Consider the following 16406-nt stretch of genomic DNA (forward strand, 5'->3'; position numbering starts at 1 on the left):
GGAAGAAAATGTCGTTTAGGGGTTAACTTGGGTGACGCTTGATAAAAGATGTTTAAAGTTCAATACTATCGGTTAACTTCGGCAAACAAAAGGTTTGATATCTACTCTAGGATATTATACGTCGGATATAATTAAAACCATTTAAGTTGTTCTATCTCTCAAATTCCGATCCAAGTTGTTAAAGGAGTATTGAGTAATATGAACAGGCTTTACTTTATGGAGAATAAAATGTTTCCTACCTTGAAACCAAGTGCATTAGCTTTGGCCGTATCGATGGTGTTGCCAGTTGCTCAAGCTGTAGAATTTGATGTTACGACGGGTGTTGATGGAGTAGAGTACGGTTATGCAGGGATCTTTAATCCGGCTTCTGATTTTGTCGAAGATGTAGTCATCATCGCTAAAGACGTACCCAATGACATCACATGGGCTTATGGCTACCGCAATCAAACGGGTAAAGCGAATCAAATTAATGGTAATTTGTTTGTCAGTATCGAAAATCTTGAAAAAGACCCGGGCATTTTTGGCGTTCGTATCCAAAATGGTTCCTCGTTAACAGTCGGAGGAGACACATTCGTTACTTCGAAAACCAGCTCTACACAATCTGTTGGTATTTTAGCTTTCACAACCGGAACTATCCTAGATTTAAGTCACGGAAACACGGTGCTCAATGTTGCCTCCCATACGGGGCGTGTTATGGGTATCGACATTGAGCAAAGTTCCAAAGCGATTTTGGGCAAGGCTGAAATCAATCTCAACGCCAGTGGTAAAGCAACTTCTGGCACTCGCTGGATTCAAGGACTTTATGGAGCTGGAGGTAACATTGAAGTCAAAGATGATATTGTTTTTAATGTTACGACCTACAATAATAATCAGCAACTAGTTGATAGTGGGACTTCTGTTATCCGAGTAATTAACCTTGAAGGCAGCGCATATAGCACAAATGCTCAGTTTAATAAAAACCTCAATATCGTAGTGAATGCTAATGCCCAAGAGGCTCTTGGCATTTATGTAAGTGGAGATAAAGAATCAACCTCCGATCTTCATGCTGGCGTCAATATTGATGGGCAATTAGGAATTGATATTCAAGGCGCTTTTGATTCAGCTGTGGGAATTTATGCTCAAGGGGAGTCTGGAGTTTCAACGAATCAGGCAAATATTTCGATTCATTCGACAAAAAGTGAAGGTTCTGTCTACGGCATTTATTCAACAGCCAATCCCGATAGTTACCCAGGTCCTGGGTATGTCAATGTTGAGAACGGATTGACGGTTGACGTACATGGGAAAGGCCAAACAGTCGGTATTTTGTCAATAGGCTCCTCTGATGACAATCGAGCATCATTGGTTAATGTTGGAGGCGCAACTGATATTAATGTGATATCTGATGAAGGTTCTGCTATCGGGGTTGCTGTTCAAGAGGGGGCTACTTCAACATTACATAACGTCATCGCTAATGTACAAAGTCAAGCTGCAGACGGAAAAGCAATCGGTTTGGATTTAAGCAGCGCTGATGTAACCTTGCTAGGTAACCATACTATTAGTGTGGAAGGCTCTTCATCTATTGGTATCAACGCCGCTGACACCGTGTTAGATATCAACGGATCCGCAGTAGTTACCTCCGATACAGCCATGGTTTCAGATGCAAAATCCGTTATCAGTGTAGCGGGTGACGATGAAGTGGCTCGTTTAGTTCTCAATGGCAATGTTTCTAACGAAGGAATCCTAAAGCTTGATAACGCTACGATGTCTGTTAATGACACCACTGAAGAAGTCACGCTTGGCACAATCAATACGATAGGTAGTAAAGAAAGTACTGTTGAGCTTTCTGCGGGAACCTATGATATTAAATCCTTCAATGGTGAAAATAAGACCTTACTTTTAAATGACTTAGCTAATACTCAAAGCGTCACTATTGCTAAAAAGACAGGCGACTTGCGTATGGTAGCAAGTGCTCACTCCAACGACCAATATGCAAATGCTCAAGCAGCTGCCGAGGCTCTGAAAGATACTATCGTTATAACCGAAGATGAAGCTCAAGCGCAAAATAGCCTTGATGTACAAGCTGGTGATGTTAACGATGCTTTGACTGCTGAACTCAATCGAGATGGGTCATTATCCAATGTACGCATTGTTAAGAATGACAAATTAGATGCCTTTGGTTCAGTTGCTGCTCTATCTGCTATGTCTCTACGCCACGAGATGAACAGTCTTTCTAAGCGCATGGGAGACCTGCGTGACGCTCCGGAAGGTGTTGGCGTGTGGATGCGCGGCTATGGTTCTGAAATGGAATACGGTGCCCAAGACCTCAAGATGAGAAGCAAGTCCGTTCAGTTTGGTACGGATCAATCTGTCGGGGATTGGAAGTTGGGAGTTGCTTTCACCTATACAGACGGAGACACTTCTTATGATTTAGGCTCTGCTGACACTAAGGGTTACGGCGTTGCTCTATACGGAACGTGGTTTGTGCCTTGCGGCGCTTACATTGATTTGATGGCTAAGTACAACCGTTTGGAAAATGACTTCAAACTCAATGGTATGGACGGAGACTACAACAGTAACGCCTATGGCGTGAGCGTCGAAACCGGCTATCGTTTCGAATTCATGGATGGTGGCTTGTACCTTGAACCACAAGTTGGTTTGAACTACGGTCATATTGAAGGTGAAACGATCAAGACAAGCAATAATGTCCGTATTGATCAAGACAGTTACGACAGTCTGATCGGTCGCGCGGGGCTGCGAGCCGGCTTTAAGTTCCCGAAAGATAAGGGAACAATCTATGCTCGTTTGTCCGGTTTGTATGACTTCGATGGCGAAGTCAATGGAACGGCCACTAAAGGTGTGGCGCACAATACCATTGAAGAAGACTTAGGCGGCGCTTGGGTTGAAATGGGTGTTGGTGCCAACTTTAACTGGACGCCGAATACGTACACCTACATTGATTTTGAGCGCACCAATGGTGGAGATGTCAAAGAAAACTATCGTTGGAATGTCGGTATTCGTCATACTTTCTAATCAGTTCGGCTGATAACTCAGAAAGGCGTTGGGTTGCTATGAATTTCAGGTGACTCAACGCCTTTTGAATTAGATTACTGTGATAAAAAATTTTGCCAGCAAAACTTTTCCTAATGAGGATACATATTAAAAACACGTATCGTTTAAGTGATACGTTCTTTCCAACCATTCGTCCATTTTTTTCCCATTAATGACGATCTCAAGATTTTTGTTATCGGCTAAATCGTCAGGTTCAATACCGGCGAGCGCCAAAATATCCTCTGGAATATCGTTGTTTTCTAAAGAAAGTGTTCCTCTGCTCAGAGCGTAGTAAGAGGCGGTAAGGTCTGAGAGTCGATAAAGAATTTTTCTCATAGAGTGCAGCAGATCATTTTGTTCCCTCAAAATGCTCAATCGTTTTTCCGCACGCTTTCCGTTTTCTTTCGCCCAAGAAGGTTCCTTATTAAACACTTTAGGGGAGTAGGCGTACTTGTAGTCTCGAGATAATGTTTCGTGACAAATTTCACCGTAACGATATTTTTCCCGATACCATTCGGCCATCAGAGTATGTTTTTTAGATAAACGCACACGAAATCTTAAATTTGATTTTTTACCGCGTTCGCTTTCGTGTAAAAGCTTTTCTCGTTCTTTGACGTCGGTATAGATATTTTTGTATTCGTCCTGGATGCGTTTGGCATTAAAGCAAACAATGTGGTTAAGTAGAAAAGTGGCTTTGGCTAGTTGCTCAATTCGATCTTGAGTTTCCTCTTCGAGTTCTTCCAAATCAATAGCTGTTCGCTCTTGTGATGTAGCATTGATAAGTTCATACCATTTATCCGACATTCAAAAACTCCTTTTAAGGGCAAGACACCACTTACTTATCTATGTGGGATTTCAGGACTGCATACCCGTAGCAGCCTATGAGAAAGCTAATCCTAAAAAGAAGGGGTTTAAGTTATCTCTTTTTAAAGGCGCAATGTACGAACCTTAAGTTCATAACCCATTGAAACAGAAGCTATAAAACACAAAACCCGAGTTTAATTTTTCATTCAACACACCACTGTGGAGATCTTTGGAAATAAACTTCTTTTTAGAGAAGCCTTTTAACCAACCGTTTTAGTCATCTGCAGCGGCTCCCCGAATGTTTAATAAGGGATTCTGAACCTGAGAATTAAAGGGTAAAAAAGGAATATCCATGTTTTTTAAAACCGGCTTAGGAGCGTCAGAGAAGCCTTCATCAGGTTCATCAAATTGGTAAGGATCGTATGGAGAACAAATCATATTTGAGATCTTTTTGTATTCTTTATTTTTGGGTTTAACCAAAAAATTAAAGCCCTGACAAAAGGGGCAGCTGCAATCATGATTTGCCCAGCGCATAGAAAAATTGTTGTTTTTAAATGAATTCTCTTCAATGACTGGATAAAAAGATCGGGTGCGGTAACAGTACTCGAAAGTTACTTTCCTTTGGCTAAGTCCTAATGCCAAATCAAATAATTTACTGCCGTGTGGGACATATCCTGATAAGCAAAGTGACTTCAGTTTGTGATGGTGGATGATGTCGTGAGTTAGGACACTAGCCATTAAAAAAGCACGAACATGAACGTCTTTGAAAATACTATTGCCGGCAAGACGATGATAGAGCTTAGAAAAAATAGCGGTTGGAATCGCCTCCCAAAAGTGTTTGGGATGGATGTCATGAGTGAGACGTTTTGACAATGTTTCCGTGACGCCTTCAAACTCTTTCAAGAAGGAGATGCATGTACTTTTCCCAATTTTGAGGAAGTTCATAATATCGATGCGCTGAACGCCGGCCAGATGCAACAGCTGTGAAATATGTTTTTGCTCTTTTATGGTTAATGCGGCAACCGGCACTTTTCTTTTTATAGATGTTGGCTCTACGAGGGTCGTTGGATTAAATAGTTGGTTTTCATCTTCTAAAGATAGAAGATGATGAATCTGTAGTAACTTAAGAAAATCATCATTGTGTTCAATGAGAATCCCTAAAAGCGCTTCGGAATGAGCAAGAGAAAAATGGCGATTGATTGGCTCTTTTGCATACTCAACGATTTGAGCGGCATCCATTTTGCCAATTTCCTCAACTTCTGTTTCACTTAAATGAAAACAGAGGCTTGCTCTAAACGGAGTGCTGGATGCTACGTTCCAAACCGAAAGCCAGTAGGTTAAAGAGAAATCTTCAGATTGTAAGAAGGATTGGCTGACTGATCGTTGTGGTACAAAGTTGCAGAAATGGCTGCAACAAAGTTGAGACAACTTATAGGCTGAGCAAGAAGATAGCTTCATGAGCATCTCCCTTTTGAGTCCGCTTAACGTCATAGCCTCTAAGATGTTCTTTTGAGCTAGGAACTGAAGTTTCTGAAAAAGTAAAAAGTTAGTTTGCTCAATAATCTTGAAATCAAAATTCTCCAGACTTAAAAGACGAGTTTCAATTAAGGTTTTATCAAGGTGATTTGCATCATGCCTGGCTGCATGAAGATCCGTTGTGAGGAGTTTTTCGCAGGCAAGCTTGATGCGTTGTGAGTGACTATGAGAGAGATAGGCCATTTAATTAATCTTTATTTCTTTTGTGTTGAACGCTCAAAGTTTGTTAAGTCAACTTTGGTGTTTTGCCCAAGATCTTTCAATGAGTCCGAAAATTGTGCGGAGTCATTAGCTTTTCTAGTCAGTTGATCTTTGTATTCTTCGGGGCTCTTGTAGGAAACACCTCCGAAGAAAGCGTTCCCCAGCACAGTGGAGACACCGGACTCTTTTTCTTCATAAAGAGTCTTTGCAGAAGCGGTTGCGCCACGCTCTTTTAAAACCTCGCCCTGAAGTTCTTCTCTATCCGCAGTTAAAGAGGCTATTTCTCTATTAACCGTTTGTCGAACGCGGTTGGTATCCGGGGAGGCTGAGACATCACGATCGCCCATCGTAGTTTTTCGAGCTGATTCAGTATCAAGACGATTAGCCGAGACCGCTTCATCAAAATGAGAAGTGATTTCAGATTCAAAACTTTGACGATGCGGGCGGGCCATTGTGTCGATATCAGCTGTGGACAATGGTTGTTTTGTGCCGTCGTTCCATTTGGTTTTATTCATTTCTTTATGAAGCTCTTGAGCAAAATAGCTTCTGGCCGCTGGACTGTGGAAAAGAGCGTTTTGAGCAGCTTCAGCCGATCCGAACGTTTCAATGGCTTTTTGCATGGCCATCGGGGAGTTATCAATCATGGTGCGGAGATCTTGATTGGACACGTAACCCAGTTCAGAAGAAGCACTTTGATTAGCGCTTTGCTCAAAGTTCATTCGATTTCCATACTGATAAGCACGAGTGAGCTGCGCCTCAAAGTTTTGAGCGGCATTTCTAATGCCAGCGTCAGTTGTGCTTTCAGCAATTTGTCGTGTGGCGGCCAAGAGAGATTTGTAGGCCTCTTGTCTTTGAAGGCTATTACTCGAAGAGTCTTGTTGAGTAACCGTATCCAGTAATTGTTGTGAGGTTTGTACCTGGCCGTTGACGCCGAGATTAAGATTGGGCTCAAATGATGTTTGTGCACCAGACGCCAAGACAGGAAGTTTGTTGTTAAACGTAGCCAAATTCCCAGAACTTAAAGAGGGGCTGGCAGATGATAATTGAGCGGAAGCCGGAGCGCTGACATTTCCTAAACTAGAGGTTTTGTTTTGGACACCTAAATTCAAAGAAGTCTGAACTGCAGCGCTTTGACCATTGTTTAATTGAGAACCAATGGTTTGACCGGAAGTTGCCCCAAAAGTTTGGGAGCTGAGGTCGGAACGACTGTCTGTGGATTGAAGGCCTGATTGCGTACTCAGTGTGGAATTGAGTAATCGTGTAAAACCCGCCATCGACTTATCTGCCGTTTGCGTCGTGTATGAGCGTAGGGCTTGGATAGAGTCCGAATAGCCAAAGCTATTGCTCATTGAGCTGGTTGCACTTTGAGAATTAGCCTCTCCCAATGACATGGCGCTTGAGACACCCATCGAGACCGGTGTCATGGACATACCGGTTACTGTACCGGAGCCATTGCGCGTAACCGAGCCATAGGCCGAAGCGGTTTGAAGCATCGAGGAGTCGGTAAAGCTCATCGAGCGGTCGCTCTTATTGCCGGATTGGGTATTGGTTGAGACATTGCCCCAACTTGTGTTGCCTAAAGAAATATTGCCGGAGGTGAGACTTGCGCCTTGAGACTGCGCGGCGCTTTGAGCCGGCGCCATGACGCTTGCGGCTAACTGCGCCGTTGCAAAGTCGCTTCCTTTGGCAATGGCAAAAGCGATGACCGGAGCCAGAATTGTTAAGAATCCGGCAATGGCTTGAGAGCTTGCGCCGGCTTCGCGGATGAGACTGGCGGCATAGATGGTGTTGGCCCCATATTCAGCGATGATCTGATTCATGGGGTGGCTGTCCGTGTGGATAATGAGGTAATTCATCACAGCCGAAATTGGTGCCCAAAGCTGTATCCAAACCAATAGCGTCAAATAGCTTCTGAGGATGGTTCCGGCCATGTGGCCCGCCGCCAACATCATGATGAAAATCAGTGGGAAAGACGCCAGAATGATAAATTCCAAGGAGTTTCTAACTTTTGGTAGAGCATCTTTAGCAATCTCAGCCATCGTTCGATAGTTGATTTCAGAGGAGAGATTGCCTTGGGCTTTGGCCAAGGCCGTGGCGGTGGCTAAGGGATGCCCGGCTAAAGCGGCCACATTGTCAATATCGCTTTGCAGGGTATTCATAAAGACCGAGTGCTTAATGGAACTCGCCAAACTTTGCGATACGCCCAAAAGGAGACTTTCAGCCTGGGGCAGGACTCTCAGAATTAAAGTGCTCGCATCCAGCTGATCGGGCAGCAGCTTCATAGCTAAATGCTTTTGAATGGCCGGCAGCTCTTTCGTTGCCATGTGATTGTCGATAAAGGCGATGGCTTCATCGCAGCCTAACCAGTTGCTTGCCGTGTCTTGTGTTTTTCGGGCGGGATTGACCCATCCGGTTTGAGCGATTGTCTGCCAGAGGTTGCCGCTGGTGCTCAAAGCTTCAATCTTTTGGGGATAGTCAATGAGTTCGGGCATGACACAGTTGCGGTTAAAGTCGGAAATGAGCGTTCTGCCTTGAGCGGTCACAGGACCGGCGGCAAGGATGGCATTGACTGCTCTTTCCGGAAAGACCATGCCAAAGCGTGAAAAGCGCTCGGCTTCAACGCCGGCAAACGTGTCTTCAAAGATTTCCGTGAGCCAGTGGCCGACGTGGGAGGTGGTGCTTGCCATAAAGGCCAGTCCCAAAGGAACATTAGAAACCACATAAACGGAACCGGATCGCTCATCATTGATGGCCAGGTCTGTTTTGGGTACGAGCGTGACGCCATAGAAAAGCGCCACGGCAAAGATGAAGCTGCCCGCGTCCAGTCCTCGGTATCTTAGGGCGCAAACGGTAATGACACACAGAAATCCGAACAGAATAATGGTTTTCAATAGCCCCGTGAAGTCAGCCGACCCGGTGATGGCCACCACCGCTTCAAAAAGATCTCGGATTTGAGAGCCGTTCCAATAGGCAAAAAATTCCATCGTCATCGGTTACTCCTTAGTTACGGGTTCCCCAGCGGGAAGCGATGTTTTGGGCGGCGTTGCCTAAAAGGCTGCGTTCAATGTGTTCGACTTGCTCCATGAAGCTTCTGGCCCGAGCCATTTGCTGATAGATGCGGTCGCTTCGGGCAGAGAGGTCTAAACGGACCGAAGCAATACGGGCGGAAATCCGCTTAACGTGATCGGCGTTGATTTGATTGGCGGCAGCGCCGCTTGCACTGGTGATCACTTTTTCAATGTCAATGGTTAATTGATCGAGCGCCCTGACAATGGCTTCATAAGAGGCGGCTTCCACATAGACGCGGAGGATATCTTCTGAAAAACCAACGTAGCGGTTAATCGTTACCGTGTTAATTAATTTGATTAATGGAATGGAAGAAACCGACCCCAATAGGAGGATGTCTTCTTCAGAGACTCTGGACGGATCCCGAGCCAGAAGAGACTGACGGTAATGGGTGGCGGCTTCCCAGAGACGGTGGGTGAGGTTGATGTCATCCATGGCAACGCGCTCCGGGTACAGGCATTTGGTGTCCTTGGTAGGGCACATCAGTCGAGTGGCGTTATTGAGGCTGACGCTTTCCGAGGAACCGAAGAGTTGATTGGCGATATCCTCGCCCATGATGAAGCGGGAGCGGGCCACGGCGGAGGAATCATCGCCGGCTTGGGTGTAAATGGTTGTGCCCACCAGCGTCATCATGAGTTCTTTGAGTTCCTTGGGATACTTGGACGTCAAAGTCCCGCCGCCCAGTAAAGCCCAGGTTAGGTTGATTTCCGAGGCTTCGATGGTGTTGCCGCCCGAGTCCGTCCGAGTGGGGACATTTTTAAAAACGGTTGCCCCATCGGTACGGGTCATGGAGTCGGCTTCATAAGCATCCGACGCTGTACCGGAGTCTCTTAAATGGTTAGTGGCTGAATAACGCAGTTTTTCCATGTAGCCCTGAGCGCCCGTCATATCCAGAAGGGTCTGAGCAGCGGTACAAGAATCCTGAAACTTAGAGCTGTATTCCCGGATCAAATCGCGAAAGCTTGTGACTTGTTCGGATAAGTCAGGAGACAAAGTCTGAAGGGCTAACTGGAAAGCCAGGCCCGGTAATGAAGAGCCGATTGCTCTTAAATAATTTAAAAACTCTTCTTTAGAGGGGATGCTGAAAGCGCCCATGAAGAGATCGATGCCGCCGCAGCCCGCAGAGAGTTTGGGTGGCGTGAACTGAAACGGCGTGAAGTCGGTTCTGGGAGCGCGGTACACAAAGCCTCCGCCCGTGGCGATATTAAGGTGGGCGGACTCGTAGATGCCGGCCGCCGTCACGTTGGCTTGACCGGCACCGGAAGAAGAATCGTAGAAGTCTTCGAGAAAACCGGCGTGAGCGGCTGGGATAGTCAAAGACAATAAGAGAGCGACTACTGAATGGCGTACAGTCATTGATAATCCTTACAAGCGAGGGAGAGTTTGAATGGTTGAATTTGTGGAACGTGTAAGACCGGAGGCTTGAACGAGTCGATCCTTCAGATCTTCAAGCGACAAGGCACCTGAGGCAATCAGGTGAGCCTCCTTACCCTGGCGGTCCACCAGGAAGATGGCGGGTGTGACGGTCGGCACCGAGCCGCTTAGTGTCATTAAGCGCTTCACAATGCCGTTATTCGGTTTGGCGCCGGGCCATTCGGAGGAGACGTCACCCTTAATGGAAATAGCTAAAGCCTCAATACCGGTTTCTTGCTGAAGTCTTTGAATAACGGGCGCCATCAGAGAGCAGAAGGAGCAGCCCGCCTGCACAAGAATGACCAACCCGGCCCGAGAGGAGAGTTGTTTAAGAATATCTTCCTTTTCTGACTTTGCTTCATCTTTCAAAGCCACTTGCGCAAAGTTAGCGTTTGGGTGGACCACCGTATGATCAAAACCGGGATTGGCCCAAAGGGTTTCTTTCCAGCGTTGAGCAAACTGTGTGGATTTCTCCAGCATTAACGTGTTGATTTCTAGGTACGCTTTGAGATTGCTCTCCGTCGGATTCATCACCGCGACGTTAAGTCTCTTTTGAGCTTCAAACTTTAGTTCTTCTACCGTTTCAAATTCTTTGGGGTCTTTGGATTCATCGGGCTTCTTTTCTCCATAGAAAAGAAAGCCGCGATCGGGATTCTTCCAGACGTCTTCCGTCCAGAAGCTTTCTTCGGCTCCGAGCGATAGGGCAGGAGCCAGTAATAAAAGAAAAGGGAGAATGGTTTTATTCATTTTTATCTTTCTAACAATCTGTTCCGTAACAGGTTCCCTCTTTGCCGGGCATATCGGCATAAGGATCTTTTTTGAGTTCTTCACGTCTGGCTTTGGCGCGTGTTTCCACTTTCTTTGCGTCAGGCAGCGTCACTTTGGAGGTGTCTATCAAAGCGCCCAGCTGCGTCGGATCGATCTTTCCCAAGTCCACTCGGCTCATTTCATAAGCGGTGAGCCCCTGGCAGACATGCTGGTCGGCCGTGTTCCAACCGAGTCCTAGTTGCTCATGGGCGGCTTCCTGCACCAAAAGCGCGAGCTTAGAGTTGTAGCAACAGTAAGACTCGGTCTTAATGAGGCACCGCCCCATGAAGTATTCGGTGCAGACGCTGCCCACGTAGCGGCAGGTGTCCGCTCCGCGCTTTAATTGCAAAGTCTGTTCTTCAGGTGTACAGGACAGATATTCGGAGGCGACTTCTAAGGCGACCATCGCAAAGAACGTCCAGGGATCAAACGAAAATTGGACCGATCCCCCCACATAACTGACTGACAGTCCGTAGTAGGAGAGGTTAGGGGAATAGGCCTGGCCGGCTGCCTCGCCATAGAGTTTTGTCATGACGTTGGCGATGTTCTCGTTACTCATCAGGATGTCATTGACGTAGGGAGAGCCCAGGGTATGAATCGTTTCTTTGGCGACTTTGCCGGCAAAGATGTAGGAGACGGGAAGGCCAGCGGAGTTGGCGTGAGAGCCCTTCACCTTTCCTTTGCAGCAAGAGACGCCTCCTAATTTATTGCGGCAGGTATTGAGTTCTCCGGTAAAGAAATGAAGGTTGTTGTAGTCGCCATAGACCGCGGCCTGACGCACAACTTCAAGCTTAGTGATGACGTCGGCTAAATTCGTATTGGGGGCGTCATCGGTTGGTGTGCACAAACCGTTCTGACAGATAGACTCTGAACAAACCTCTTCTTCAATAACCTGATCAGGCGTTTCTTCACACTTATAGGTGGAAGTCCAAAAGGAACATTGGCTTTCATTGCCTGCCAGGCATTTCTTTTCAATGAGCTCGCACTTGGGGTTACTGCTCAATTCCTCACAGGTATTTACCGATGTACCGTCATCAGAGCAGGAATATTGGACTTCATAGCGCCAGCAATCCTTATAGACAGGTTGTCCATTCACAATGCGGGTTTCGGGCCCTTCGGTACAGACTTTGTTAGAAATAGAGCAAGACGCACGTTCTTCGATCTTTTTGCTTAAATTGTCAGCATCAAATGGGCAGTTGGATTCTTCCGTCATCCCGGTGATGACTTCTTCGCTTCCGGTCCACTCAATGTGTGAGGGGAGAGGGGAAACCGGACTTTGGCATGAAAAAAGAGAAGAGTCAGGTTCTTCTTCTTTTACCGTACAACCTTTATCAGTTAAAGCTTCACAGGTTTTCTTTTCACCCGTCTCGCAGAGCTGGACCTTATTTTCTTTGAGACAAACCTCGGTAAAAATGGGATGGGTGACTTCGCAGGCACTTTCCTTTTCCTCACAACTGTCACTACAGGTGTTAGAGGTAATCATGACACCGTCAAGGATATTGAGTTTTTCAACAAACTGGATGTCCTCATGGGGTTTGAAAGCAACTTCTTCCCGGCAATCATAGGAAAGCGTTTCCGCTTTCTTGTTATCAGTACTCGGTTTACAACCGGCCTCCTGCAGGTAGGAGCACGAAGGGTTTTCCGGTCGGATCACGCAGGAGAAGTTAAACTCCCGCTCCCAACAGGGCAGCGTTACCTCAACGCCATCGACCACGCGGGTTTCATCCGGCGCTGTGCAGATCATTTGGGTTTGAGAGCAAGCCGCATTGGTTGCCGCTTCACAATACTTATCTGTCTCAAAGCGGTCGGTGACCTCCGTTTTAATAGGTTGCTCGGTAATACCTTCCGACACTTCCTCTAGAGGCATCTCGCAGCTGTACGCATTCTCCCGAACTTCACAAACGCCGGGTTTGGAAGATTCCAGACAGTTGGTTTCGGTTTGTTGGCAAGAGTCATTATTTTCTAATGGCTCGCAATAATTAACGGAGCCTCCCGACTCACATTCAGAAACGGTTTCCCACTGCCAGCATTCCCGATAGATTTCTTCCCCACCAATAATTCGGGTCTCGGGCCCTTGCAGACAGGTCTGCTTGGTTATTTCACAGTTTGCCCAAGAAGACTGAGCAATAAAAAAGAGTAGGGGGAGAAGTATTAACGGCATACACTCTCCCAGTGATCGGTGATCTGAGGATAGGGTTTATAAATCGGTAAAGTCACGGAAACCGTCTTTGTTCCTTTGCCTTTATCCGTATTGGTAATGGTGACTTCGTAGTAGTCGTGGCCGTCCTTTTGAATGATTTCAATGGAGCATATGAACTCAATTCGATAAGTTTTCGTAAAAGAAGAGGGGGCTTCGGTAAAGGTGCCCATCGTTCGGGGACCGAACTTCACCGTCACTTTCATATCCTCTGAGCACGTATAGCCCACATTGGCCGTGAGGTAAGAACCGCTTGCGCTATAGCCCACTTCTTTAAAGTCTTTAAGGCTGACCGTGGCGTCTTGGTCATCGGAACAGGCACGAATGACGCTGACATTAAGTGTCTTAATGCAGGTTTCAGTCGTGGCCGGCTTTGTTTCAATCCGACAGGTGTAGGGATAGGTTTTCTTAACGTCGACTGTGACCGGCACGGTGCAGGACGATTGCGCGGTTTCGCCATCGTCTTTAACGCACGAGTAACGGTTTTCAATGTGAGAGCGCACTTCCCGTTCAATCGAGCAAGTTTGTTCGGAAGAAACGAATCCTGTGTGGCAGCGGTAGAGTTCACGGGTGCCCATTTCCATTGTCCAGCCCTCTGAACAGGTGCCGGCGCTCACCCCGCCCGTTGCTTCATCACAGACTTCAATCTGGGAAACGCCGGGGATGACAGTTTCAACCGTTTCGCAATTGGTTTCGGAACTTACGATAGAATCTGCATCGCCAATGATGGAGTCGGCGTTACCAATCGTGTCCTCATAGTCTCCCATGATTTCGTTTTTCTCAGACTCATCCAACTCCGGCTTATTAGCACCGCCTTGATAAACAAGTTGCACGGCCAAACACTCTGGATCGTTCTTGCTCAAACAACCATTGGCCTTGTTAGAGCCGGGGGTGAAAAGATCGCCCATGCCATGTTTATCACGAAGGTTGGAGAGATCAGACGTATCTCCAACGAAGTCTTTACTGATGACATCGTTTCGTTTGTCGTTGGTGACAATAGAACCGTAATTGGGGCGGGGAACGGACTGAGCGGCCAAGGCGGCTTCGTTGACCGTCACATCTTTGGCCGGGCAAAATGGAGAAATCACCAACAGACAAGAAGCCAGTAGGGCTTTTGAGAACAAGGGTTTCATCATTCTCGATCTCCTAACTGCAGAAGCTTCTCCTCAAGAAGGCTCTTAGCTTTCAGAAGTTGTTTGTTTTCAGGCTCTGTTTTAAATCGGTTAGTGACGTCTTTAAAAAGAGCGTCCAACGCATAGCGAAGACTCACATCGCCTCTGGCAACCAGGATCGCTTGAGTGCGTTCGCAAGCCGAACGGCAAACAGGAACAACCATGACACGGGGTACATCGGTGATGTTGTGGCGAGTAAATAAAACCGGATCAATCTGAACGTTGGCGCCGGCATCCGTGAGGAATTTAAAGTCCTCCATGTGACGGGCAATGAGTCCCTTGCCGTAGCGTTGGGCAATGGTTCGTGGTTTTTCATCCGGTCTGTTTTGTATTTCAGTGCCCACGCCTCTAAAAGTCAGAGCTAAACCGGCATCCCGGGCATCTTGTCCCAATTTCAGCAATGAGGCACGGGGCATAGAAAGCGAGACGGTTATCGCAATGGCGATATCTTCCTCTTGGGTTTGAGGCAGAGTCTGTACGGATTCCTGAGCTTGCTGAACAATGGCTTGCACCTCGCCCGGTGTCAGGGCATATGTATTTAAAGGCAATAAGAAAGCAAGTGTCATAAGGAAGCGTTTCATTATGATCCTCCTAAACTCATGCCTTGGCAGCAGTCGCGACGGCGCCAAATAAGTAGAGCGGCGTCCTCCCCACGCACAGGCGGCGTTGTTCCCCCTAAGGCATCCATGGCGGTGGCAGCCCCAAAGGGGCGGCAGCAGGTGCCCTGCGTTTGACGGGAAGGCCACACCATCTGTGTGCGGTAAACGTCTTTACTCATGAGAAGTTCAAGTTGCGGTCCGCATTGACCGTCTTTACCCCACTGACGCCACAAGAGCCCTTCCCGGTGAAGCTTCAAAGTGAAGCGCTGGGTCAAGAGGCTGAAAGCCTGCTCATCGGTAATGTGGGCATTAACCCAACCGGTGAGGGGAAAGAGGCTTCCCGCACAGCCCGCGCACCAATAAAGCGAATTAATCGGCAGATCAATCGTGGCTGAGACACAGTCAAGACTGCAAGCGCCCACGGCGATCGGATTAGAAAAAAGGGTGACATCAGGGTTTAACAGGAAAGAACTCATAGAGTCATCCCACAAGGGATCAAGTTCAGTCATGTAGGCCACGTCCCAGGGAGAGGCTTCCAGACACTTCGTATCAAAAAGCACCTCAAGCAGGTATAGCCAGGGCGTGTGATACCAATGAACCTGGTAAAAACTGGTTCGATGTCCGCGCTTTTTGGGGTTGGGTGTGCGGCCGTGCGCGGGCGCCGTGAACCGTCCGCCCATGGTGAGACCACCTAAAGAGGGAAAACAGAAGGGCTCGCGCACAATTTCAATCGTGCGAATGGGCTCCCAAAAGCCTAGATTCATGCCCAGGGTTACGGAGCCGTTTGTCACACAACTGCACATTGAATCCGCATCGGTTGTGACATCGGTAAAGCCGGAGCTACTGATTAAGCTTGTATTTTGACCGACTGTGATGGGAAAGACGCATTCCCAGCAGACGTCGGTGACCGGATTGGTGATGCGGCCGTAGCAGGCTGCCAACGCATTTCCCTTAAACAATAAAAGGGATAGGAAAAGAGCAATGAGTTGTTTCATTGAAAGTCCTTTCCTTTGAGGAAGTCATTGACCGGAGCCTGTGTGACAGTAATGCCAGTAGCATCCATGAGCACAAAAGCGGGGATTGCCTCAATGCGAAGTCGTTTAATCAAGGTGCCGGCTTGGTCAAACCAAACCCTTTGCTGAAGTTTCTTCTGTGCCTTATCAACTGAACCTGACACTAAAACCACGCGTCGAACGCCTTTCTTGTCTTGATAAAAAGCCAGGGCTAGATCCAAATGCTGAGGGCGGTTCGCATCAATGAAAAGCCATTCGCGGCGGTAGTTCTCGCCCAGAAAAGACTTTGCCTCCGGAGAACTTTCAAAACGGTGGCGTTTGATTTCTGTGGCTTCAGGGATGGCCTGACCGATGGGTTCTTTTGCCCACTGTTTAAGGCGGTCTTTTTGTTGATTAAGACGCGATGCGCTATTGGCCGATTCTTCAGTGGCGTGCTGCTTCATGAGTGCCAAAAGATCCGGTTCAATGACCGGGTACATGGGCCCCAGTGCCTCTGCACTGAAAGAAGGGGAAGTACACAGACTCAGACACAAAGCGAGTAAGACAGAAGGGATTTTCATCGAACAGTCTT

11 protein-coding genes are annotated in these 16406 nt (G+C 47.3%); 1 reads left to right on the plus strand and 10 read right to left on the minus strand.

Going from position 1 to position 16406, the window contains the following annotated elements; translation table 11 throughout:
* Positions 1–228 precede the first annotated feature (228 nt).
* Positions 229–3009, plus strand: coding sequence for an autotransporter outer membrane beta-barrel domain-containing protein (locus tag M3080_RS06265; protein ID WP_249092350.1), 2781 nt, complete (start codon positions 229–231; stop codon positions 3007–3009).
* A 126-nt stretch (positions 3010–3135) separates the two neighbouring features.
* Here the strand turns inward: M3080_RS06265 and mobI are convergent, their stop codons facing one another.
* The 10 genes from mobI to M3080_RS06315 all read right to left on the minus strand — a co-directional run bounded on the left by mobI (position 3136) and on the right by M3080_RS06315 (position 16395).
* Positions 3136–3831, minus strand: a complete 696-nt coding sequence (gene mobI, locus M3080_RS06270; protein WP_249092351.1) for a conjugative transfer protein MobI(A/C) — start codon at positions 3829–3831, stop codon at positions 3136–3138.
* Between the two features lie 273 nt (positions 3832–4104).
* A complete protein-coding gene (locus M3080_RS06275) occupies positions 4105–5550 on the minus strand; it encodes a hypothetical protein (RefSeq protein WP_249092352.1) in 1446 nt (481 codons plus the stop codon).
* A gap of 11 nt (positions 5551–5561) precedes the next feature.
* Positions 5562–8558 carry a conjugal transfer protein TraG N-terminal domain-containing protein gene (locus tag M3080_RS06280; protein ID WP_249092353.1) on the minus strand — a complete coding sequence of 999 codons (2997 nt, stop codon included), beginning with the start codon at positions 8556–8558 and terminating at the stop codon, positions 5562–5564.
* Between the two features lie 10 nt (positions 8559–8568).
* On the minus strand, positions 8569–9990 hold the full coding sequence (locus M3080_RS06285; protein WP_249092354.1) for a conjugal transfer protein TraH: 1422 nt from the start codon (positions 9988–9990) through the stop codon (positions 8569–8571).
* Between the two features lie 9 nt (positions 9991–9999).
* Positions 10000–10794, minus strand: coding sequence for a conjugal transfer protein TraF (locus tag M3080_RS06290; protein ID WP_249092355.1), 795 nt, complete (start codon positions 10792–10794; stop codon positions 10000–10002).
* A 10-nt stretch (positions 10795–10804) separates the two neighbouring features.
* A complete protein-coding gene (gene traN / locus M3080_RS06295; RefSeq protein WP_249092356.1) occupies positions 10805–13015 on the minus strand; it encodes a conjugal transfer protein TraN in 2211 nt (736 codons plus the stop codon).
* Positions 13006–14187 (minus strand): hypothetical protein, encoded by a 1182-nt coding sequence (locus tag M3080_RS06300; RefSeq protein WP_249092357.1) that lies wholly within the window; start codon positions 14185–14187, stop codon positions 13006–13008. The genes traN and M3080_RS06300 overlap by 10 nt, the downstream gene beginning before the upstream one ends.
* A complete protein-coding gene (locus tag M3080_RS06305) occupies positions 14184–14804 on the minus strand; it encodes a TrbC family F-type conjugative pilus assembly protein (protein ID WP_249092358.1) in 621 nt (206 codons plus the stop codon). The genes M3080_RS06300 and M3080_RS06305 overlap by 4 nt, the downstream gene beginning before the upstream one ends.
* The gene (locus tag M3080_RS06310) at positions 14804–15817 is read right to left on the minus strand and encodes a TraU family protein (protein ID WP_249092359.1); all 1014 of its coding nucleotides are present in this window, start codon (positions 15815–15817) and stop codon (positions 14804–14806) included. Before M3080_RS06310 ends, M3080_RS06305 begins: the two co-directional genes overlap by 1 nt.
* The gene (locus M3080_RS06315; protein ID WP_249092360.1) at positions 15814–16395 is read right to left on the minus strand and encodes a hypothetical protein; all 582 of its coding nucleotides are present in this window, start codon (positions 16393–16395) and stop codon (positions 15814–15816) included. Before M3080_RS06315 ends, M3080_RS06310 begins: the two co-directional genes overlap by 4 nt.
* Positions 16396–16406: the final 11 nt, after the last annotated feature.

The sequence above is a fragment of the Parasutterella secunda genome, from assembly GCF_023336895.1.
GTDB classification, from domain to species: Bacteria; Pseudomonadota; Gammaproteobacteria; order Burkholderiales; family Burkholderiaceae_F; genus Aphodousia; species Aphodousia faecalis.